Source organism: Nostoc sp. KVJ3, assembly GCF_026127265.1.
Lineage (GTDB): Bacteria > Cyanobacteriota > Cyanobacteriia > Cyanobacteriales > Nostocaceae > Nostoc.
In genome coordinates this window covers 395222-415044 of sequence record NZ_WWFG01000001.1, presented here as the reverse complement: position 1 = coordinate 415044, position 19823 = coordinate 395222, and the positions used below count along the sequence as shown (strand labels likewise).

General features: G+C 39.4%; 22 protein-coding genes and 3 pseudogenes. 11 read left to right on the top strand and 14 right to left on the bottom strand.

Going from position 1 to position 19823, the window contains the following annotated elements:
- Positions 1–64: 64 nt before the first annotated feature.
- A complete protein-coding gene (locus GTQ43_RS01895; RefSeq protein WP_265270188.1) occupies positions 65–1033 on the bottom strand; it encodes a hypothetical protein in 969 nt (322 codons plus the stop codon).
- A gap of 232 nt (positions 1034–1265) precedes the next feature.
- On the opposite strand from GTQ43_RS01895, the gene GTQ43_RS01890 reads away from it, so the two are divergent.
- Positions 1266–1664 carry a type II toxin-antitoxin system RelE/ParE family toxin gene (locus GTQ43_RS01890; protein ID WP_265270186.1) on the top strand — a complete coding sequence of 133 codons (399 nt, stop codon included), beginning with the start codon at positions 1266–1268 and terminating at the stop codon, positions 1662–1664.
- Positions 1651–1962 (top strand): helix-turn-helix domain-containing protein, encoded by a 312-nt coding sequence (locus GTQ43_RS01885; RefSeq protein WP_265270184.1) that lies wholly within the window; start codon positions 1651–1653, stop codon positions 1960–1962. The genes GTQ43_RS01890 and GTQ43_RS01885 overlap by 14 nt, the downstream gene beginning before the upstream one ends.
- A gap of 81 nt (positions 1963–2043) precedes the next feature.
- On the opposite strand, the gene GTQ43_RS01880 is transcribed toward GTQ43_RS01885, so the two are convergent.
- The 4 genes from GTQ43_RS01880 to GTQ43_RS01865 form a co-directional block, all read right to left on the bottom strand.
- The gene (locus tag GTQ43_RS01880) at positions 2044–2889 is read right to left on the bottom strand and encodes a NifU family protein (protein WP_265270182.1); all 846 of its coding nucleotides are present in this window, start codon (positions 2887–2889) and stop codon (positions 2044–2046) included.
- Between the two features lie 63 nt (positions 2890–2952).
- Positions 2953–3177 carry a hypothetical protein gene (locus tag GTQ43_RS01875; protein WP_265270181.1) on the bottom strand — a complete coding sequence of 75 codons (225 nt, stop codon included), beginning with the start codon at positions 3175–3177 and terminating at the stop codon, positions 2953–2955.
- An 8-nt stretch (positions 3178–3185) separates the two neighbouring features.
- Complete coding sequence (locus GTQ43_RS01870; RefSeq protein ID WP_265270180.1) at positions 3186–3452, bottom strand: hypothetical protein; 267 nt, start codon at positions 3450–3452, stop codon at positions 3186–3188.
- 26 nt (positions 3453–3478) lie between these two features.
- A complete protein-coding gene (locus tag GTQ43_RS01865; protein WP_265270178.1) occupies positions 3479–4450 on the bottom strand; it encodes a hypothetical protein in 972 nt (323 codons plus the stop codon).
- A 1117-nt stretch (positions 4451–5567) separates the two neighbouring features.
- Here GTQ43_RS01865 and GTQ43_RS01860 point away from each other — a divergent pair.
- The 5 genes and pseudogenes from GTQ43_RS01860 (at position 5568) to GTQ43_RS01840 (ending at position 9703) form a co-directional block, all read left to right on the top strand.
- A complete protein-coding gene (locus GTQ43_RS01860) occupies positions 5568–6530 on the top strand; it encodes a hydrogenase small subunit (RefSeq protein WP_265270176.1) in 963 nt (320 codons plus the stop codon).
- A 170-nt stretch (positions 6531–6700) separates the two neighbouring features.
- Positions 6701–7210: pseudogene (locus GTQ43_RS01855) on the top strand (nickel-dependent hydrogenase large subunit); the annotation flags it as partial.
- A gap of 236 nt (positions 7211–7446) precedes the next feature.
- Complete coding sequence (locus tag GTQ43_RS01850; RefSeq protein ID WP_265270175.1) at positions 7447–9003, top strand: ATP-binding protein; 1557 nt, start codon at positions 7447–7449, stop codon at positions 9001–9003.
- 137 nt (positions 9004–9140) lie between these two features.
- Positions 9141–9371, top strand: coding sequence for a DUF433 domain-containing protein (locus GTQ43_RS01845; RefSeq protein WP_265273644.1), 231 nt, complete (start codon positions 9141–9143; stop codon positions 9369–9371).
- Positions 9368–9703: a DUF5615 family PIN-like protein gene (locus GTQ43_RS01840; RefSeq protein ID WP_265270173.1), complete on the top strand. Its 336-nt coding sequence runs from the start codon at positions 9368–9370 to the stop codon at positions 9701–9703. Before GTQ43_RS01845 ends, GTQ43_RS01840 begins: the two co-directional genes overlap by 4 nt.
- Before the next feature lie 516 nt (positions 9704–10219).
- On the opposite strand, the gene GTQ43_RS01835 is transcribed toward GTQ43_RS01840, so the two are convergent.
- A complete protein-coding gene (locus tag GTQ43_RS01835) occupies positions 10220–10360 on the bottom strand; it encodes a hypothetical protein (protein ID WP_265270172.1) in 141 nt (46 codons plus the stop codon).
- 281 nt (positions 10361–10641) lie between these two features.
- A complete protein-coding gene (locus GTQ43_RS01830; RefSeq protein WP_321162485.1) occupies positions 10642–11067 on the bottom strand; it encodes a type II toxin-antitoxin system VapC family toxin in 426 nt (141 codons plus the stop codon).
- A gap of 343 nt (positions 11068–11410) precedes the next feature.
- On the opposite strand from GTQ43_RS01830, the gene GTQ43_RS01825 reads away from it, so the two are divergent.
- Entirely contained in the window at positions 11411–11962 is a 552-nt protein-coding gene (locus GTQ43_RS01825) for an REP-associated tyrosine transposase (protein ID WP_265270168.1), read from the top strand.
- A 65-nt stretch (positions 11963–12027) separates the two neighbouring features.
- Here the strand turns inward: GTQ43_RS01825 and GTQ43_RS01820 are convergent, their stop codons facing one another.
- From GTQ43_RS01820 to GTQ43_RS01810, 3 genes are all read right to left on the bottom strand, one after another.
- Positions 12028–12714: a PEP-CTERM sorting domain-containing protein gene (locus tag GTQ43_RS01820; RefSeq protein WP_265270166.1), complete on the bottom strand. Its 687-nt coding sequence runs from the start codon at positions 12712–12714 to the stop codon at positions 12028–12030.
- Positions 12715–12981: 267 nt separating this feature from the next.
- A protein-coding gene (locus GTQ43_RS01815; RefSeq protein WP_265270164.1) for an IS630 family transposase occupies positions 12982–13936 on the bottom strand; the annotation gives its coding sequence in 2 pieces (ribosomal slippage) (positions 12982–13594 and positions 13593–13936; 957 coding nt in all).
- A 206-nt stretch (positions 13937–14142) separates the two neighbouring features.
- The gene (locus GTQ43_RS01810; protein ID WP_265270162.1) at positions 14143–15612 is read right to left on the bottom strand and encodes a site-specific integrase; all 1470 of its coding nucleotides are present in this window, start codon (positions 15610–15612) and stop codon (positions 14143–14145) included.
- 116 nt (positions 15613–15728) lie between these two features.
- Here GTQ43_RS01810 and GTQ43_RS01805 point away from each other — a divergent pair.
- A pseudogene (locus tag GTQ43_RS01805) lies at positions 15729–16829 on the top strand (nickel-dependent hydrogenase large subunit); the annotation flags it as partial.
- 106 nt (positions 16830–16935) lie between these two features.
- Here GTQ43_RS01805 and GTQ43_RS01800 read toward each other — a convergent pair.
- The 3 genes from GTQ43_RS01800 to GTQ43_RS01790 all read right to left on the bottom strand — a co-directional run bounded on the left by GTQ43_RS01800 (position 16936) and on the right by GTQ43_RS01790 (position 18027).
- On the bottom strand, positions 16936–17322 hold the full coding sequence (locus tag GTQ43_RS01800) for a hypothetical protein (RefSeq protein ID WP_265270161.1): 387 nt from the start codon (positions 17320–17322) through the stop codon (positions 16936–16938).
- Between the two features lie 83 nt (positions 17323–17405).
- Positions 17406–17813, bottom strand: a complete 408-nt coding sequence (locus GTQ43_RS01795) for a hypothetical protein (RefSeq protein ID WP_265270159.1) — start codon at positions 17811–17813, stop codon at positions 17406–17408.
- On the bottom strand, positions 17803–18027 hold the full coding sequence (locus tag GTQ43_RS01790; protein WP_094339997.1) for a hypothetical protein: 225 nt from the start codon (positions 18025–18027) through the stop codon (positions 17803–17805). Before GTQ43_RS01790 ends, GTQ43_RS01795 begins: the two co-directional genes overlap by 11 nt.
- 150 nt (positions 18028–18177) lie before the next feature.
- Here GTQ43_RS01790 and GTQ43_RS01785 point away from each other — a divergent pair.
- A pseudogene (locus GTQ43_RS01785) lies at positions 18178–18418 on the top strand (type II toxin-antitoxin system Phd/YefM family antitoxin).
- Positions 18419–18458: 40 nt separating this feature from the next.
- Here GTQ43_RS01785 and GTQ43_RS01780 read toward each other — a convergent pair.
- Positions 18459–19091 (bottom strand): DUF1294 domain-containing protein, encoded by a 633-nt coding sequence (locus GTQ43_RS01780; RefSeq protein WP_265270156.1) that lies wholly within the window; start codon positions 19089–19091, stop codon positions 18459–18461.
- A gap of 263 nt (positions 19092–19354) precedes the next feature.
- On the opposite strand from GTQ43_RS01780, the gene GTQ43_RS01775 reads away from it, so the two are divergent.
- Positions 19355–19777, top strand: a complete 423-nt coding sequence (locus tag GTQ43_RS01775; protein WP_265273643.1) for a hypothetical protein — start codon at positions 19355–19357, stop codon at positions 19775–19777.
- Positions 19778–19823 lie beyond the last annotated feature (46 nt).

Below are 19823 nucleotides of genomic sequence, written 5' to 3'. Positions count from 1 at the left end.
CTTCCGTATTAATCAAGCTTGAAAAAATCCAGCTAACCTTTAGTAAGCTGCTACGTGGGGAGACTTATGAATTTTTGGGAGTTCGTTTAGCAATTCTACTACCAACTCCTCTAAGACCTTGCTTATACTCTTCTTTTATTTTGTATATTTGTTTTCCGAGATTTTCTCTATCTATGTCATCATTAAAAACTAAATTTATAGGGTCTTGCAAGTAAGGTTTTATTTGATTGACAAAATCTGTTGGAATTGGAATTTTTATATCTGCTTTGATTTTATCTAATATATCTGCTTCTACAATTTTTATTTGCTCACCAGCTAAAGTCCCCATTCTAGTTTTAGTTAAAATCTGACTAATTTTATCTAAAACACTGACTTCAACAACATACCCATTTACCAAAATCCTGCACTGAACTACACCGTATCTTCTTACATATTGTTGTTGTGGCGCTTCCCAAAGGTTAGAATAAGCTTTTCTAGTCCCAAATACATAACCTAATATACCACTAGATATTTCTATATCTTGTTCGGTGAACTCTCTTAGCTTTTCCCAATCAAGCACAAGATGAATAATTTGTAGTCCTGATAGTTTCTTTTTTGACCACCAGTCAGTTGTGATGGCATTTTTATTTATCTGTCTAGGTGGCTCTATACCTAAGACTACTAAGAAATCTGGTAATTTGAGTATTGTTTCTCTTAACAGATTTTCAGCAGGTAAAACCCTTTTTCTCTTTACTGGACTGCTATTAAGATGCGGTCTGTACTGTGCTATTAATTTTTTTTCTTCTTCATCTAGGTTGATTTCGCTTAACTTTTTGTAGTATATATAAAACTTTTTTCTACTTTGTGAGGATAATTGGTAAAGCCTATGGTGCGCTTTCCCATTCCATCTCTTTTTAAGATTTTTTGCTTTTCCTATGTACCATACTATATTATTTTCATCTAATACATAATAAATGCCAGAATTTTCTGGTAATAAATGTTTATTTTTCAAATCAACCTTCTCTAACTTTAAAATTGACTCGTCAGCATTCATATATAGTGTCAATTATTATTTAATATTTACTTCTGATTTTTTAATCTTGTAGATAGTCGAATATACTTAGTGTAAACTGCAACTAGAATTTCGTCATCTGTAACTTTAATAGTTGGCATTTTTGTAACAAAGTTAGATTTTTCAATTTAAGGAGAAACGTCAACCAGAGCCGCGCGTCTCGTTTCCTCTGTTGCCCTAATATAACAATATTGATATATTTAGAGGGTATGCTGTGCCTGAAACCCGTGTTGTTTTCTACCAGGAAGAAGACAGGGAAGTTCCCGTCCTTGAATGGCTGACGCGACTTTTGAAAGAAGACCGCAAAGGTTATGCAAACTGTGTTGCTCGAATCAAACAACTTGCGGCATCAGGATACGAACTCCGTCGCCCGGCGGCTGATTACTTGCGCGACGGGATATATGAGCTTCGGGCAAAGCATATTCATGTGCAGTACCGAATCTTGTACTTCTTTCATGGGCAAAACGTAGCGATTCTCGCTCACGCCATTACAAAAGAAGAATCAACTGTACCACAAATTGATATTCAACGAGCGATCACACGAAAGCTTTTATTTGAAGAAAACCCAGAAGTTCACACCTACCTAGAGGAACAAGAGGATGCCCAAGACTAGCGATGCGATAAAAATCATTGACAAAATGACTAGCAGCGACCATGAGCTTGAGGCATTGGTGGAGTTAGCCTCAATCAATGCAGAAGTGGCACAGTTGATTTATGAAGCTAGAACAAAAGCGGGGTTGACACAGAAACAGCTTGCTGAACTTGTTGGCACAAAACAGCCTGTGATTGCACGGCTTGAAGATGCCGACTATGAGGGACACTCCCTTTCAATGCTACAAAAAATCGCTCACGCTCTCAATCAACGGGTAGTGATTCAACTAGCTCCGATGGAACATGAGCAAAGCGCATAGGGTGTTCCTAGCAGCCGAAAGCAAATTAGCTGTGATTGACTAATCGCCAAGTATATTTGCTGAAATGTTCCCTTCGCATTATCATTTTTGCAGTTTCACAAAAACCTTATCGCCTTTAATCTTGACTGGATACGACTGAAGCGAAATATCAGGCGCAGTTAGGCATTCACCTGTCTCTAATTTGTACTGAAATCCGTGGGAAGGACAGGTAATAATACCATTTTCAACTTTACCCTTTTCTAAGGGAGATCCTAGATGAGTGCAAGAATTACGGTAGCATTTTACTGTAGCACCTTGACGATGTAAAATTAGTGAATTACCAGCAAGTTGTACTGCCACTACACTAAATTCAGGAACTTCATCAAGGGTCGCTACTTTCATCCAAGTACAAGTTATTTTTGCAGAGAATGGACTGATTAAACTAGAATTAGCGTTGTTAACAGTAGAACTGTTATTGACTGCCACTACTTTGGTAATTTCGGGGCAATGGTTTTTTATTGCCTGTTCTACTCCCTGAGATAAAGTTAAAGTGGAAGTTGGACAAGTACTGCAAGTTCCAATTAATCTAACTTCTACTGTATCTGGTGACTTAATTGCCACTAATTCTACATCCCCATTATGGCTTTTTAAACCTGGGCTAATTTCTTCAAGGGCTGTCTGAATGCGTTGCGCTAATGGTGGTTTTGGTGGTTTGACTAACTCGTGATACAGTAGCACTGCATACACTAATTCATCTGCAACAGCATGACGCAAAGCTGGCATTGATTCTTGTTTTAGGCTTTTGATCAAATTAGTCAATGCAGCTTTATGCAAAGCTTCAATTGCTCTTTTTAAACCAACTGCTACACACCGTTGGCTTTCATCCCACTCGGATATAATTGCCTCAAAACGATTAATTTCCTGAACTAATTCTTCAAGATTTGTCATTTGTCATTTGTCATTTGTCATTGGGCATTGGGCATTGGGTATTGGTTGTTTATCAATGACAATTCACTTCGTTTTAAAATCCTTGAAGAGGAACGGCATAATCATGCCTGTCACGAAGCTAGATAATATTATTGGTAGGTAGAAAGGAATTGGTGCTTGTGCAAGTGACACTAGCAGTAAGAAACCTACAGCAATACCAATAGTAGTTTGCTTGAGAAAATACACTGGGTCGCGTAGTAGCTTTCCTTTAAAAAATAACTTAGCAGAAAACCATCCTAGCTCTAACATGTTTTCTCCTAATAATTTGTTAAGAAATTTAAGGCAGCCAGCCCTAAGAGGATGGCAGGAATTACACCCGCAGGGGCAAATAATGCACCAAGCATTGCTGAAAGCTGATAGCCTATGTCTCTGCCAGCTAACAGCATTCCACCAATTGCACCGCCGACCATAGACAAGGCTGTGGCAATGATTAGCCAGACTAATTCTGTTGCTATGTTCAGATCGCCATCTGCTAAACTGGTGAGAAAATTTATCACATTTGGGTAAGTAGAAATATCTCTCATGCTGTTTTTTCGCTACGAATTATGAACTATGAATTGTTTAACTCTGTTTCTACATCTTGTAATGCTTGGACTACTACCTCTGCTTGGGCAATTTGTTGCTGTTCCGTAAATATTTCTAAAGCACCTTGATAGTAGATACGCGCTTGCAAAAGATTTTGAGGATTACCAGCTTCTGGTTTTTCGGGGTCATCTGGTAAATTGAATAGGGCGTTGGCTTTGTTGGAAATTGTGTTAGCGTACTCTAAAGGTGTATCTTTGGGATTACGCACTTTTAAGGCTTCGTCATAAGCTGCGATCGCACGTAAGTTATTTTCCACAGGATGGGAACTCACTAGGTATTGCAAAGCGTTACCTAAATTGTTCTGCAACATCGCATATTCTCTGGGATGGTCAATCAGAGTAATATGCTTTAGTGCTACCTCAAATGATTGCACAGCCAATCCTTGACGCAAGTATTCTCGTTCCGATGCTAGAGGCATAGAAAGATATGCGATCGCAATATTGTTATACAAAATCGCGTATTCTTGGGGATAATCTTCCCAAGTAAACACCCGCAACGCCTCATGATAAGCCTGGATGCTGTCGGTTATCCGCGCCAAATTAAACGGCACTAGCGACTGCAACACCAGCCCAAAATTCATCTGCGTCTCCGCTACTTCCTCTGGCGCAGCTAATTGTTGTAAAATCGGTAACGCCTCTTCATAACCGACTTTCGCTTGCATCAACAGTTGGTAATCAGCATCCGGTATTGCCTGTAACGTCCCCGCCATGCCCACTTTAGCCCTGGCTTTCAGTAGGGGATACTCCTCACCACACATTTCATAGGCCCGGTAATATAAGCCAACTGCATTTCGCAAGTCTTGGGCAGCTTTGGGCTTTTTTTGAAAACCCTGTGCTATCTCAATCAGCATTTGGATTTTTTCCTCTGCTGTAGCTGACTCTGAAGCAACAGCTGCTACGGCAGCCTTCACTGCTGAATCTGTAATGCTGGGGGTCATAACTCTGCCGTACTCTAGCCAATTGGGAATTGAGTCCAACACCCATGACGCATTTCATCATGGGCCATACTGATTTACGCAGGCTTCGAGTCCTTTAGGCGGAATTCCCCTTTTTCGTTTGAGACTAGGGCTATAGATTAAGAACTAGGGAATAGGAAAGAAACTTCATCCCCAATGCCAATGCCCTATACTCAATAAAATACTATAAAACACCCTACTTCTAAAACTCTAGGGGGAAATTGCTAATATTAATGTCAGCTTTAAACACCTAATATTTTTTAAATACTTTTTGTATCATCGTCGTATACAATTTAAATATTTTTTGTTGAATTGCTGACATACATAATATTTAATGTACTTGTTTATTTACCGAAATTTTTAACTATCTCGATAAAACTGAATTAACCAACAATTGATATATGGTTGACGGGGCACAAGGTTTTGTGCCCCTATATTTTTCTATCTTTGGCTCAATACGGTTCAGTTAAGGCTAAAACTCTTTGTTAAAGTCAGTTTTGTTAACGAACCACAGAGACAAGGCAGCGCAGTCTTGGGGAGCCAGTGCGGTCTTAGGGTCTCCCCAAGAGGAGCATCTGGCGTGGTTTCCCCCATAAGCGACTGCCGCGCAGAGAAGCCAGTGCGCCCTTGCGGTTCCCCGACTTGTAGCAACTGGCGCTACACAGAGAGAATAAAAAACGCTTAACTGAACTGTATTGAACTTTGGCTTAGTTATTACATGAAAACCTGACGGCTGAAAATACTCATTACCTCACTCAGATTAACGGTTGACAGTAGTTGTTATTAATAGTTACAGAGTTTTAGCCGCGATAAATTAAGCACGCTGAGGTTATTTAATGTCAAGGCTTCAAAACAAAACGCAGCTTTTATTTATACTATTTTGTATTTGTTAAATTTGTCATATATATAACAGACATAGCTAGTTAAAATAATCTTGAATGGATTTATTTTATTGTTAATGATTAATTCTTTTTTAATGAAAGTGAATTAAAGAAAAAAATATCTTACTATTGAGAAATAAATATTGATAAGCAGGTGAGACTTTACAAGCATTATCACCTACATCATGCATGGGAAACAATAGAAAAATACCTAGCCGATGACTAACGTACTATGGCTACAAGGTGGTGCTTGTTCAGGCAACACCATGTCATTTCTCAACGCTGAAGAACCGACAGTCTGCGATTTAATTGCCGACTTTGGCATCAATTTACTTTGGCATCCATCTTTGGGGGTGGAACTAGGCAACAACTTACAAACACTGCTGCGGGATTGCATTTCTGGCAAAATTCCTTTAGATATCTTGGTATTTGAAGGCAGTGTTGTTAACGCCCCTAACGGTACTGGCGAATGGAATCGGTTCGCCGATCGCGCCATGAAAGATTGGTTAGCAGACCTCGCCAAAGTCGCTAAATTTATCGTCGCGGTGGGAGACTGTGCAACCTGGGGAGGAATCCCCGCCATGTCACCCAACCCCAGCGAATCACAAGGTTTGCAATTTCTCAAACGTCAAGAAGGCGGCTTTTTAGGGAAAGATTTCGTATCCCAAGCCGGATTACCTGTAATTAATATACCCGGATGTCCCGCCCATCCCGACTGGATTACGCAGATATTAGTTGCGATCGCTACTGGACGCATAGCAGACATTGCTTTCGATGAACTAAATCGTCCGCAAACTTTCTTCAACACCTTTACCCAAACAGGTTGTACCCGCAATGTCCACTTTGCCTATAAAGCCTCAACTGCCGAATTTGGTCAGCGCAAAGGCTGCTTATTCTACGACTTGGGTTGTCGCGGCCCCATGACTCATTCTTCTTGCAACCGCATCTTATGGAACCGCGTCTCATCTAAAACTCGCGCCGGAATGCCTTGTTTAGGTTGCACAGAACCAGAATTTCCCTTCTTTGACCTCAAACCGGGAACTGTATTTAAAACCCAAACAGTCATGGGAGTTCCCAAAGAATTACCGCCAGGATTCAACAAAAAAGACTACGCCTTACTCACAATGGTCGCCAAAGACGCAGCACCAGCTTGGGCAGAAGAAGACTTTTTTACAGTTTAGTTATTAGTCATTGGTCATTAGTCATTTGTCCTTTGTGATTTGATCAATGATTATAACCTTTCATACTCCCCTCAACGAGAAATCAAGTATTTCGACCATTTTGCAAGGGTGCGAGTGAATAATTACCAATGACAAAGGACAAATGATCAATGACAAAGGACAAATAACAAATGACAATTCAATCATTAGATATATCGCCCGTCGGTAGAGTTGAAGGCGATTTAGATATCCGAGTTGATATTGAGAATGGGCGAGTAGTCAATGCTTGGACACACGCCGAACTTTTCCGAGGATTTGAAGTTATCCTACGCGGTAAAGATCCCCAAGCCGGATTAATTGTCACACCTCGCATTTGCGGAATTTGCGGCGGTTCTCACCTAACTTGTGCATCTTGGGCATTAGATACAGCTTGGGAAACAGAAGTTCCCCGCAATGCTATTTTAGCGAGAAATCTCGGTCAAATTGTCGAGACAATTCAAAGCATTCCCCGTTACTTCTATGGACTCTTTGCCATTGATTTAACTAATAAAAAATATCGCCATAGTCGCTTTTATGACGAAGCTGTGAGACGCTTTGCTGCTTTCACAGGCAAATCTTATGAACTAGGCATAACAATTTCTGCAAAACCTGTAGAAATTTATGCACTATTGGGCGGACAATGGCCGCACAGCAGTTATATGGCAATAAATTGGGGAATTGCTTATATAGTCAGGATTTTTCAGAATAGGTGTAATTATTCCCTGGTTTTTCCTTAAATGAGGCAATAAACCCACCCCAGCCATATCATAAGTCCATTTATTTTTATCTACTAACAGCTATTTGGTGTTTTCAGACGTTACCTAATTTTTCCCTACATTGCCTCGCCCCAACCTCAAAATCGTCTAAACTCAAAGTGTCCGCTGACTGCCAAAATCCTATGTCTCGCTGGTTTAATATTGCAGGTCCTTGTAAAGACGATATCCACTATATGCTATCTCCAACAACCAGATTACCAGATTTGGAGGAGCTAATCCAACAGCGTAGTTATTTTGTCCTTCATGCACCGCGACAAACGGGGAAAACCACAGCAATGTTAGCCCTAGCACAGCAACTTACCGCCACAGGACGTTATGCAGCAGTAATGGTATCAGTAGAGGTAGGAAGTGCATTTAATCATGACCCCGGTGCGGCAGAATTAGCGATTTTGGGAGCTTGGCAGAATACAATAGAAATCCGCTTATCCAAAGAATTACAACCACCTGTTAAACAATGGCAACAGGAAGAACCAGGAAACAGAATTAGGGCTTTTTTGCAAGCTTGGGCAAAAGCTTCACCCCGACCTTTGGTAGTATTTATTGATGAAATTGATTCTTTGCAAGATGAAACCCTAATTTCGATACTCAGGCAATTACGAGATGGTTTTCCCAATCGTCCAGAAAATTTTCCGACATCCGTGGGATTAATTGGTTTACGGGATGTGCGGGATTATAAGGTGGCATCAGGTGGTAGTGACAGATTAAATACATCCAGTCCTTTTAATATTAAAGTCAGTTCTATTACCCTGAGAAATTTTAATGCCGAGGAAGTTGTAGAACTATATCAACAACATACAGAAGAAACAGGACAATTTTTCACAAAAGAAGCAACCGCAACAGCCTTTGATTTAACCCAAGGACAACCTTGGTTAGTTAATGCTCTTGCTAAAGAAGTTGTAGAAAAAATGGTTAAGGATAGAAGTATTGCTATTACCAAAGAACATATTTTACAGGCTAAGGAAATATTAATTGCCCGCCAAGATACTCATCTTGATAGTTTAGCTGAAAAACTCAGAGAAAAACGAGTTCAAAATATTATTGAGCCGATTTTAGCAGGGCAAACATTACCCGATACCCTAGCCGACGATCGCCAATATTTAATTGATTTAGGATTATTGCGACGTGATCCTGCGGGGGGACTGGTTATTTCTAACCCGATTTATCGTGAAGTCATTCCCCGCGTTTTAGTGCAAGGAACTCAGGATAGTTTACCTCATATTAGTCCTAGTTGGTTAACCCCAAAAGGTGAGTTAAATATAGATACTTTACTTGAAGCGTTTATTAGATTTTGGCGACAGCACGGAGAACCATTACTTGGTAGCGCTGTTTATCATGAAATCGCACCGCATATCGTATTAATGGCTTTCTTACATCGTGTTGTCAATGGTGGTGGAACTTTGGAACGGGAATATGCAATTGGTAGTGACAGAATGGATTTATGTCTGCGTTACAAAGATGTCACGTTAGGTATTGAGTTAAAGGTCTGGCGCGAGAAAAAGCGTGATCCTCAAACTGAGGGTATTGAGCAATTAGAATCCTATTTAGGGCGTTTGGGGTTGGATTTTGGTTGGTTATTTGTGTTTGACAGGCGTAAAAATGCCTTACCAATGGAAGAACGTTTATCAACTCAGGTTGTGGTGACGGAAAATCAACGTCGGATTACTGTAATTCGGGCGTGAGTATTTTGAATGATTGATTTCTTTGTTTGGATATTGAGCGATCGCTTTTCTCAAAGATGTTTAACGGTGAAATTATTGAGTTTTTAGCAGAAATACATGGTACGATCAGACGAATTGGCAAAAATGCAAAGCCACCTATGAATTACAGAAAATATATCACAATTGAAGCGAATAAACGCGGTGGTAAGCCTTGTGTGCGTGGCTTGCGAATTACAGTTTATGAGGTGCTTGAATACCTAGCTTCTGAGATGACCGAAGCAGAAATTCTTGATGATTTTCCCGATCTGACGCGAGAAGATTTAAAAGCTTGTATTGCTTATGCGGCTGACCGTGAACGTCGGATTATGATTTCTCCATTATCAGCATGAAATTACTGTTTGATGAAAACTTATCCCCTAAATTATCCACTCGTTTGAGCGATCTTTTTCCAGGCTCGCTTCATGTTCGGGATGTAGGCATGAAAGCAACAATAGACCCGATAGTTTGGAATTATGCAAAAGATAATGATTTGATGATAGTCTCGAAAGATGCTGATATGCACGATCTGAGTTTAGTGTTTGGGAATCCCCCAAAAGTCATCTGGCTTAGACTTGGAAACTGTTCTACCTTACAAGTTGAAAATTTACTGCGTCGGGAGTTCAGCACGATCAAATTATTTTATGAAGATGAAAATTCATCATTGCTTGCCCTCTCATTTTAACCTAGCGCAGTTAAGGAAGTCCAAGGCAAGTGGTTAAGTATAATTTTTTCTTTCTATTGAAATATAAACCCAGTTTTTTCTCAATATAAATACGTAAATAGTAATATAAAAGTTTAAATAGTTACAGATTAACTTGAGTATACAAGTATTGATTTATTTGGAAATTGAGTGATCGCATTTCTCAAAGATGTTAAACAGTGAAGTTAGACGGTTTATATTTATAACTGAGTTCAAGAGCATTGCAAAAGCTATTTAGTTGATTAAGCAAAGCATTATAGTAAACGTAAGCATCGTCTCGTTCATCTTCAAGAAGGGCATATAAGGTTATCTCTGGTTCTGGGGCTAAGTTATCTTTAGGGATATCTAAACCGGCTTCAGTTAAGCGTGTTGACGCGATTCTCTTTCAGAGAGGCTTTGCCAACGCAGCTAACAATGCTCCAATTGTATTGGACTCACCTCTGTGAAGATCACTCAGTCCAGGCAAGATTATCTCAGATCCCGGCAACTCATTGAGATTCATGATTGATCATCCTCCAGGTTATCTTCACAACGTTCAATAAAGTTATCTACTCTGCTTCTAAGCATATCAGGGTTAAGAGATGGGAATCTGATTAGTTCAGGTGCGATCGCTTCAAAGCAATCCCGTAGATTACTCAAAGAGAATAATTTCTGTTTGTACATGGCTTCAATATCTTTAATATCACGGTCAAATCCCCTGGATAGTTTAGAAAGAGCTTGGGCTGTAAAATCATAGTGATAAAACGAAATTTGACCTTGTTTGCCAATGAATACGCTTCTATCACGCCACCCTGGAAGAGGTGAACGTACCCGACAGGATCGGCCATGCCTTCGGCGAGCGCAGCGATTCCTTCGGCGAGCGCAGCGATTCCTTCGGCGAGCGCAGCGATTCCTACGGAGCGCTTCGCGATCGCACTACGTCATAAAAATTCCTGGAAGAGGTTATCGAACGGTTCTGTATTTTTCCAGCGATAGGTGTTGAAGTCTCGATAATCGACTGATAAAATTTGGCCATGACCTAATTCTTCTGCAAGGATAACGAGAGAGGAATCTGCTAGATCCATCGGTAAGTCTTTATATTTTTCCATCAGTTCTTCAATACGCTGGCAATGATGTTGTTTGAGATCAAAGATTTGTAGCTTTCCTGTAGAAATTTTATGAATAAAGATTTTTGGAGCATCTATTCCTACTCTTTTTTGTAATAGATAGCACGTTTCTGTAACGACACACCAGGTTGTAATAAATTGCTGATTAGCTAAATCTTGAAATCGTTTTTTTGCGGATATATGAACTGTATCTTTTTTATTGGCAAGAGCTAACCAAAAGCCTGTATCAACTATGATCATATTTTTGGTTAAGTTCATGGTCTAAGTAGTTTTTATAGTTTTTTGAGAGGTCTGTTTCAGCTTCTATGCAACCGATAAAGTCTGACCAGTCTTGCAAGGAATTTTCTGAAGATTCGTGTTGATTCAGAAGGTAGCGTTTTTTTCAGGAATTCTACGAGTTGAACTATGATTTGTTGTGCATCGGGAGGAAGAGACTCAATATCTTGTTGAATTGTATCTAAGTTCATAATCTCATCTTGCTGTTTCCCTGATTATAGTTTAGCAAAAAATGCTCTTACCCAACCAATATGACAATACAATAAATAATTTTAAAATAATTTAATTTCACCCCTACTAGCTCCCTATGCCTAATTATAGAAGACCTAATGTTTCTGGAGGTACATATTTCATCACACAAGTCACTTATCAAAGAGAATCTTGGCTCTGTACTGATATAGGGAGAAAATCTCTCCGAGAAGCAATAGAAAAAGTAAGGGAAAAATATCCTTTTTGTATTGATGCTTTTGTTTTATTACCTGAGCATTTTCATTGTTTGTGGACTTTACCCCCTGATGATAAATATTTGTCGGTGAGATTACGCTTAATTAAAACTTATGTTACTAAACATTATGGACAAGAATTAGGAGTTAATCGGGAGGTTTCTCAATCACGACAAAAGCGAGGAGAAAGTAATCTTTGGCAACGTCGGTTTTGGGAGCATTTAATTCGGGATGAACGGAATTTTGCGCTCCATTGTGATTATATTCATGATAATCCGGTTCGACATGGATTCTGTGAAAATCCCCAAGATTGGCAGTATTCCAGTATTCATCGGTTTATCGCTCAGGGAATTTATCCAACCGATTGGGGTAAAGATGACAGAAAGGAAAAACCTCAAGGATATTGGGACGATTAGTAGGGTGTGTTAGCGACAGCGTAACACACCGAAAATCAGTAAATAATCATAAATATGGTGCGTCGTTACACTCCGTTAACGCACCCTACAAGATCAGCGATCGCACTTGCTCCTCTACCTCGTCGAATTCGACCATACAGTATTAGACAGCCAGCACTCACCAGTCCTAATGTAGATGATGGTTCGGGAACGGCGGCAGCCTGTATGTTGAATTGGAACTGCCCACGTAGTGCAGGGGCGGTAAGACTCTCTGATCGTTGCAGGAACTCTGCATCAAATGTCAAAATTTTTGAACGGTCAGGTGTAAAAGTTACCTCATTGATGGTAAAACTACCAAAGACCTCGTTTGAACCACGGTTCTGAAAGGATATATCCAAACCTGCAAACCCAGGGGGCGCAAAATCTGCTCGCCGAGCTTCGGAGTAGAATCCCGGCTGAATTGGGACACCTAATGCATCAGTTCCAAAAAATACAAGAGCGAATTCATTTTCAGGTGTCGATGGACGATCCAGAACCCAGAGCAACTCGGCGGGGCTACCATCGGATAGCGTACGGCGGATCTGAGCAGAAATAGTGTCACCAAGGTTGGTGTCATAAATATCAAACGTTTTACCCTCCCCTATGTAGTCACCAGGTTCGCTATCTAACGTCAAGCGTGCAAAGTCTGCACGAGCTATTGTAGCTGTACATGGAACTATTAACCCAGTTAGTACCATCAGAGAAACAAATTGGCTGCGAAGACTACAAAGCATTGGGATACTCCTTGTTAAATAGGAATTTGAGTTATTGTCCATCAGAATTCTATAAATATACCTATCCACTATGAGAATTGAAGTGAAGCGGCATAGCTAGATTATTAGACGTAAAGTTTCCGTATAACATACCCAGATTTTACACTGGTTATGTTGGGCTTAACTCAGGTAATGAAAGGATTATGACCCAGTATATCCTACTAGAACATCTAGATAATAGCAAGAAAAATTCTGGATATCGTCAATATCCAGGTATTATAGCGTTTCTCAGTCTAGTGAAGTACAGTAACAAGAATGGGTAAACCAATTATAAATATCATTTAACGAGACTTGATTAAAAGCACTTTCAATTGCTTTTGCTAAGTCTGGATAACTTCTAGCTTCAAGAGAACGTAGTAAACTTTTAATTTTTGACCAACAGGTTTCAATTGGTGAAAAATCAGGAGAATATGGTGGCAAATAAATCAATTTAGCTCCAGCAGATTCGATTAATTTCTCAATATCTCCACCTTTATGAATTGAACAATTATCCATGATTACACAAGCGCCTTCCCACAGCTTTGGAACTAATTTTTGAGAAATGTAAGCCTCAAATGTCAGCCTGTCAGATGCTCCTAAAATACTATATTGACTAATCACGCCTTTGAGAGCAATCGCTCCAATTATGGAGACATTTTTACAGCGTTTTTGAGGTCGTGAGCCATGCGCTCTTTTACCTTTTTTAGAACGAGCGGAATGTGGGATTAAAGATAGATTAGCTCCTGCTTCGTCAAGAAATACAAGGTTTTCCGCCGGTATCCCATGAAGTTGAAGCCAGAACTGTACTCTTAATAATTGAACTCTTTCAGTCTGTTTTTCTGCGGCGTGCAATGTTTTTTTTTAGGCTTATCTCTATCCTCTGTAACATCCTGTCTACTGTAGATATACCAATTGTTATTCCTGTTTTTTCTTTGAGCTCTGAGCGAATTTCTGATAAAGTCGAATCATTCTTAGCTTCAACTATTTCTTCAAGAATCTTAATTTGTTCTTCGTTGAGCTTTGGAGGAGTTTGTTTTGTCCTAACTTTAGGAGCTATACTTGCTGTTTCTCTATATTGCTTTAGTAATTTCTCAATAAAACCTAAACTGACACAAAATTTGTTTGCTAATTGACGTTGTGATATTCCACCTGACAAGTATGTATCAAATATTTTTTGGCGAAAGTCAAGGGAATATGGTTTCATTTTTACCCTTGAGTAGATACACTGATTTATTTTAATTAGTGTACTTCATTAGACTGGTAAACGCTATATACGGAATCTTTCGAGCTATATGCCTCAAATAAGGGGGATAGACGGAATATTTCGGGCTATCCACCCAAAATGGGCGTATTATACGGAATATTTCGGGCTATCCATCTAAATTTGTAAGCAACCACAGTAGTTTGAGCTTATTTCTCGCTAATATCCAGAATTTTTCTAAACCTTTCAACTTCCAAGTTTAACCTTTCATTCTCCATCCGTAGCGCCAATATTTCATTCTTCTGCAATTCAATTAACGACTTTTGACTAATTACCTCACCAAAGGCTTTTTTCCTATTTTCAATCCCAAACCAACGCTGATAGGTTTTTGTATGTTCATCAACAGTATGACCTAAATTATCTGCTGCTGCTTTAATTGGTATTCCCTGAAGATGCGCTCGAATCGCGCAAGCATGACGCAAATCGTAGGGTTGAAACTCAATTCCTACCTTTCTAAACCATCTGGATATATCTCTCCGCATCCAATTAATATTTTGTACAGATGCGATTTTTGCCACCTTTTGTTCTAAAATTTTTAATGGTTTGGGATTTTGTAAATCAAATAATTCTATCCATTCAGGTACAAAAGGAATAACTTCTCGATATCCAGTTTTGGTATTTTTATTCACTTTCCAAGTATGGTCTATATTTTGGGGAGACATCCACCAATTAATATCTGGTTGTACAAATAGTTCCCTTGGTCTTAATCCATAAGTCGCTAACATTCCATATACCCAACGCCACATTTCCCAGGTGTCTATTTCATCACTAATGTTTGTATTTTTGCGGTTGAGGGCGAATTTTTCAAACAATTCAAAACCAGATATGATTTTTTCATCTTCAGGTATTTCTCGATGGGCAGGAGTGACATTATCTCGTCTGACATCGAGTTGAAATCCTAAATTAAAGGTTTTAATCAAAACAGAAGTTACGGCTATTAGTTCATTTTTTTTATTACCCTGAAATGAATTAATAATTTTCTCAAAATTTTCTTTTGTGGCTAAATGGGTGAGAGTAAAGTTTCTTTTAATTACAGATATATAGTTAGCAAAAGTATTTTGACTGGTTATAGTTTTCTGACGGCTTTGATAATATTTTTCGTCAAATGTATCTAATAATTTTCCAATAGTTTTGATCTCTTCCTTCTCTCTAGATTTAATTCCTAAATATTTCTCATTCCACTCGAAAGTATGACGAGCAATTAATTTACCCAACTCGTAACTTTCCTCGATCGCAGTTTTTAATCCCTCTAAATTTGCTGGTATCCCTAGAGATAAATCATACTGCTTTTTTGTCTTACCTAAGCTGATATCTCCTGGTTTTAAAGGTAAGGTAGCTCGTAACTGAAGAGAATTGCCAGTTTGTTTGATGCTAACTCTTATTCTCTCCCTTTTTAAATTAGTATTAGCTTCGACTAACTTCTGCTCAAAAACTGCTTGATACTGTAATTCCGTTGCTTTTATTTTCGCCATTGTTCCCCTATAGCTGCCATCTGTGGTGTTCTGCGGCTCAAAATCTGCGAACATATCTGCGAACCAGTCGCTTGAGTCTGCATTTGCATATTCATGTGTAGATGTCGAATATGTCTCCTCGCAATTACCCTGATTTTGTCCGCTCATTCCCTAAATATTCCCTTATTTATAAACTGAAATGGTGAAAATAAAATGTTCTTGTCGAGCAAAATTACCTTATTAAATAAGTTACTCAGGAACATTTTTAGTATATCACCAGTTGCCACAGCAGTTATATGGTGCCTGGTGGCGTGATGTGCGCCCCCACTCTTACAGACATTACCCGCGCTTGGGCGCTTCTCGAATATTTCCGCACCAATTGGTTGGAACCAGTTTGGTTGGGTTGTTCTCTAGAACGCTACGAACAGATCCAAACTTATGATGACTTTAGAAATTGGTTAGATGAAGACCGAAATCATCGAGATTCCGACTTAGGTTTTTATTGGCGCATGGGTTTAGATATCGGTCTAGATAGATATGGCGCTGGTGTTGGTAAATATGTCACTTGGGGATATTTAGCCCATGAAGATAAATACCAAAAGCCGACTATTGAAGGCCGAAATGCGGCGATGATTATGAAAAGTGGAGTGTACGACAGCTTTGCAGACACTCACGTTTTAATGGATCAGTCATTTACCCGCGAGAATACAACTCACTCTTGGTACGATGAAGGGACAGAAAATATTCATCCTAGCGATCGCACCACTAAACCCACTGCAATCAATACCAAAGACTTCGATAACGCCTATTCTTGGTCGAGTGCAGTCCTGCACAAAGACTTCGGACGTTTGGAAACTGGCCCTTTAGCCCGTCAATTAGTAGCTGGTGGCAAACATGGCGAATCTTGGCAACATTACGACCCCTTCATCCTCGATGTCTTCAAACAAATGGGTGGTGCTAGTATTCATGTGCGTCAGTTAGCACGAGTTCACGAAATTGTCAAGTTATATCGTCAAGCTGAACACTGTTTACGCGAATTCAAATTAAATGACCCCTGGTATATCAAACCTAAAGAAAAAGATGGACGTGGTTGGGGTGCAACGGAAGCAGCGCGGGGTTCCTTATCTCACTGGGTGGAAGTAGAGGGCGGTAAGATTAAAAATTACCAAGTTATTGCCCCAGGTACGTGGAATATTGGCCCTCGTGACGGTGATGGAATCCGCGGCCCAATTGAAGAAGCGTTAATTGGGACACCCATTTACGATTCTAGCGATCCGGTGGAAGTTGGGCATGTGGCGCGATCGTTTGATTCTTGTTTGGTGTGTACAGTTCACGCCCATGATGCTAAAACAGGTGAAGAACTAGCGCGTTTTCGGACAGCTTAAAAGATGCTAATAGCTAATTATTATCTGATTAGCTATTAGCTCATCACTATTGCATCCTACACAATAGCTAGCAACTAGCAATTTAATTGTATATCTCAAGTTTGTTTTAATAACGAAGACGCTTTTCTTGTTTATAAAAATCAATCTTTGCTTTTACTTGGTTATCAGTTTGCGACTGTTTCTCAAATTCAATGCGCTGGCGTACATCTTCATAACGACTTTTGTTACCAGCTAGAATAAAGGTATTGATGTAGACTGTACTGCCTTCTGTTTGAAACCTATAACCGTTTTTAGCCAATAGTTCTATGATTGCCCAAGCTTTTTTTGCTTGGCGACGCGGTGGCTGAAAATATATACCAAAATTGTATAGTTCCTCTCTGCATTCAGGACATTTACGTTTTGTTATCAAACCTTCAGTTTTAGATTTGGATGTTGAAAGACCACGAAAACTCTTTCGACAATTAAAACAAGTCCAATGGGTGTACAAACTCATAAGGTATCTCTCACTCTGCTTCCAGTTACTCACTAGCGCTAAAAATATATTAACTGATCGCCCAAAAGACAAATCTATATTTCTTACTCAGATTTTGGTTCGATCTCAAATTCCAGTTTAGAACGGTAGAAACACACATCAAACTCTAGGAAAAAGTTTGTCTGTCCAAAAATTAAGGGTACATTCGCTCTTCTCACCCAAGCGAATACCAGTTGAACCGGCGCAAAGTTACCGATCTCAACGTTTGCAAGGAATGGCATTGCTGGCATATTGCTCAGGTTGCCTGCTAATTGAATAATTGCCCTGCTATCATCCCAAACCCCACCTAACTCAATACCAATTTCATAGGGCAAGACATTTACAGTTGCACCACTGTCCACTAATCCAAGAGCTTCAACTGTTTTATCACTTAGACAAAGACGCAGTGGAATCCGTGGCAAACTGTCAAACTCATTTTGAGAAGTATCAATAGTCGAGTATTTAAATCGCATCTGATCGCATTTGATCTGTCTGTTTCAATGCCTGCATAAGAACTTCACCGGCACCAAATGAATTGTAAGGTGTAGGCAAATCATAGGTTTTAAACGGTTCTAAAGGCGAAATATCTTCGTTAGTATCCAATTCTTCTGCCAAAATGCGGATTAGCTTAAGTTTTTCTGATACAGACAGTTTGCGAACAGCAGGAAGTAGCTCACTGAGTGTCATGTTTCGCGCTCCATTTATCCAACCAGGCTTACTTATAGCTTACTAGATCCGTTATCCAACTGAGCGACACCGAATAGCCTGTCGTAGACATCGCCCTTGTTTCACTATGACAACCACACTAAACTTAGTTTACAGACTTAGTTTAATCTTATGGAAACTGTAAATATTCATCAAGCTAAAACGAATCTCTCAAAGCTGTTGTCGCGCGTAGAACTTGGAGAAGAAATCATTATTTCCAACCGAGATATTCCGATCGCCAAGTTGGTTCTGTTTCGCACCTCATCAAATCGACTCAATAGTTTAAGGGCAAGATAAAGGGCGTTTTGTAGTGCCAGATGACTTCAACGCGCCTTTACCAGAAGAAATTTTGGCAGCATTTGAAGGCGGTTGACTCAATTACCCTCTAGAAGCAATACTGAAAAACAGATTTATCAACGCCCTACCAAAAATAGCCAATCTAACCAAAATACAATGTGAAGAATTGTTATTACCCAAAATACAACTTGATAAGAAACTTTGCTGCTTTTGTGATGTAGCTTCTGTTGAGCAACAAATGCACCTAACCAACCACCCATAAATTCGCATAGATGTAAAGTATTTTCTTGCGTTCTCCATCGTCCTTGTTGTGCGCGAGACTTATCATCGGCATATAGTCCAAAGGTAATTAAACTCATGACAGGATAAAGAATTAGAGGAATTGGGTTGCCAGTTGTTAGTGCAAGATGGATTGAACCCAACCCAGGTAGTAAAGATAGAAGTAATGTCTGTAATACTAATGATGTAGATTTGTCTACATTTCTGGATATAGACTTATTTGGTGCGCTAGAAGATGAAGATTTTGATGTAACTCTTTCAATAGAAGCATTATAAGCACGTACTTTGCCATCTTTACTAGCTGTTAATTGATAACAAATGAAATCACCAATTTGGGGACGACGGTTAACGTCTTTCAATGCCGTAATGTGTAAAAAGACTTCTTGACTACCATCATCTGGTTGTATGAAACCAAACCCGCGATCGTCATTCCATCTGATTAGTTGCCCTTTGTGTAAAGTAGGTTCCATGAACAAATCATATATTTATACCTTTCTTATAGTGTGCCCTTGTCTACACAAATAGACAACATCAAAAATGCGTAGGCGTAGCCCGTCGGAGACATCGCCCCACCAACTCTTTTAATTTGGCAAAAATGTCATGATAACCAATGGACTATACCCAATGAATTATATTCAAGACTCGTAGCGTAACACACTAAAACTTATAGAAACAGTGCGTTAGGCTTGCGTTAATGCAACTCCCACAAAACAGCAATTTACACGGTAAGCTTGTGTCTGATTTAGCGCTACATAATTATCTCCCTCGCGTTCCCGATGCAGCATTGCAAGAATTCATAGAATGGTGTGTTTTAGAACAGGCAAAAGCCGCAGAATGTAACTTTACTCCCGATAGAAGTAAGTTAGATAATTTGCCACCAGCAGACTACGTTCCTAAACTTGTCGAGCAGTTCATGAAAGTTAAACCAGATCCAATTAAAGCAGGTTTGGTAGCTGCGATCGCAGGTAAGGAAGCAGACAAACACGCTTTATCCGGTTTAGCGATCGCAGCTGATTTTGTGTCTCTTTATATCAAGTACTTAATTCCTAAAGAGGGAAGTACTAGAGAACAGGCTGAAGAGATATTAACTAAAGTATCACAAGATCAGTATGATAAACTGAATGAAATCGCCAAAAAACATGGTGTAGAGTTCTAGTTTCCTGCTGATAAATTATTTATTTTTCAGAGGCTTTGTCTGTATT

Excerpts from the sequence above, each read along its gene's own strand:
- GTQ43_RS01895 (WP_265270188.1), bottom strand. The coding sequence starts at position 1,033 with ATGAATGCTGACGAGTCAATTTTAAAGTTAGAGAAGGTTGATTTGAAA.
- GTQ43_RS01885 (WP_265270184.1), top strand. The coding sequence starts at position 1,651 with ATGCCCAAGACTAGCGATGCGATAAAAATCATTGACAAAATGACTAGC.
- GTQ43_RS01880 (WP_265270182.1), bottom strand. The coding sequence starts at position 2,889 with ATGACAAATCTTGAAGAATTAGTTCAGGAAATTAATCGTTTTGAGGCA.
- GTQ43_RS01875 (WP_265270181.1), bottom strand. The coding sequence starts at position 3,177 with ATGTTAGAGCTAGGATGGTTTTCTGCTAAGTTATTTTTTAAAGGAAAG.
- GTQ43_RS01870 (WP_265270180.1), bottom strand. The coding sequence starts at position 3,452 with ATGAGAGATATTTCTACTTACCCAAATGTGATAAATTTTCTCACCAGT.
- GTQ43_RS01865 (WP_265270178.1), bottom strand. The coding sequence starts at position 4,450 with ATGACCCCCAGCATTACAGATTCAGCAGTGAAGGCTGCCGTAGCAGCT.
- GTQ43_RS01860 (WP_265270176.1), top strand. The coding sequence starts at position 5,568 with ATGACTAACGTACTATGGCTACAAGGTGGTGCTTGTTCAGGCAACACC.
- GTQ43_RS01850 (WP_265270175.1), top strand. The coding sequence starts at position 7,447 with ATGTCTCGCTGGTTTAATATTGCAGGTCCTTGTAAAGACGATATCCAC.
- GTQ43_RS01845 (WP_265273644.1), top strand. The coding sequence starts at position 9,141 with ATGAATTACAGAAAATATATCACAATTGAAGCGAATAAACGCGGTGGT.
- GTQ43_RS01840 (WP_265270173.1), top strand. The coding sequence starts at position 9,368 with ATGAAATTACTGTTTGATGAAAACTTATCCCCTAAATTATCCACTCGT.
- GTQ43_RS01830 (WP_321162485.1), bottom strand. The coding sequence starts at position 11,067 with ATGATCATAGTTGATACAGGCTTTTGGTTAGCTCTTGCCAATAAAAAA.
- GTQ43_RS01825 (WP_265270168.1), top strand. The coding sequence starts at position 11,411 with ATGCCTAATTATAGAAGACCTAATGTTTCTGGAGGTACATATTTCATC.
- GTQ43_RS01820 (WP_265270166.1), bottom strand. The coding sequence starts at position 12,714 with ATGCTTTGTAGTCTTCGCAGCCAATTTGTTTCTCTGATGGTACTAACT.
- GTQ43_RS01810 (WP_265270162.1), bottom strand. The coding sequence starts at position 15,612 with ATGAGCGGACAAAATCAGGGTAATTGCGAGGAGACATATTCGACATCT.
- GTQ43_RS01800 (WP_265270161.1), bottom strand. The coding sequence starts at position 17,322 with ATGAGTTTGTACACCCATTGGACTTGTTTTAATTGTCGAAAGAGTTTT.
- GTQ43_RS01795 (WP_265270159.1), bottom strand. The coding sequence starts at position 17,813 with ATGCGATTTAAATACTCGACTATTGATACTTCTCAAAATGAGTTTGAC.
- GTQ43_RS01790 (WP_094339997.1), bottom strand. The coding sequence starts at position 18,027 with ATGACACTCAGTGAGCTACTTCCTGCTGTTCGCAAACTGTCTGTATCA.
- GTQ43_RS01780 (WP_265270156.1), bottom strand. The coding sequence starts at position 19,091 with ATGGAACCTACTTTACACAAAGGGCAACTAATCAGATGGAATGACGAT.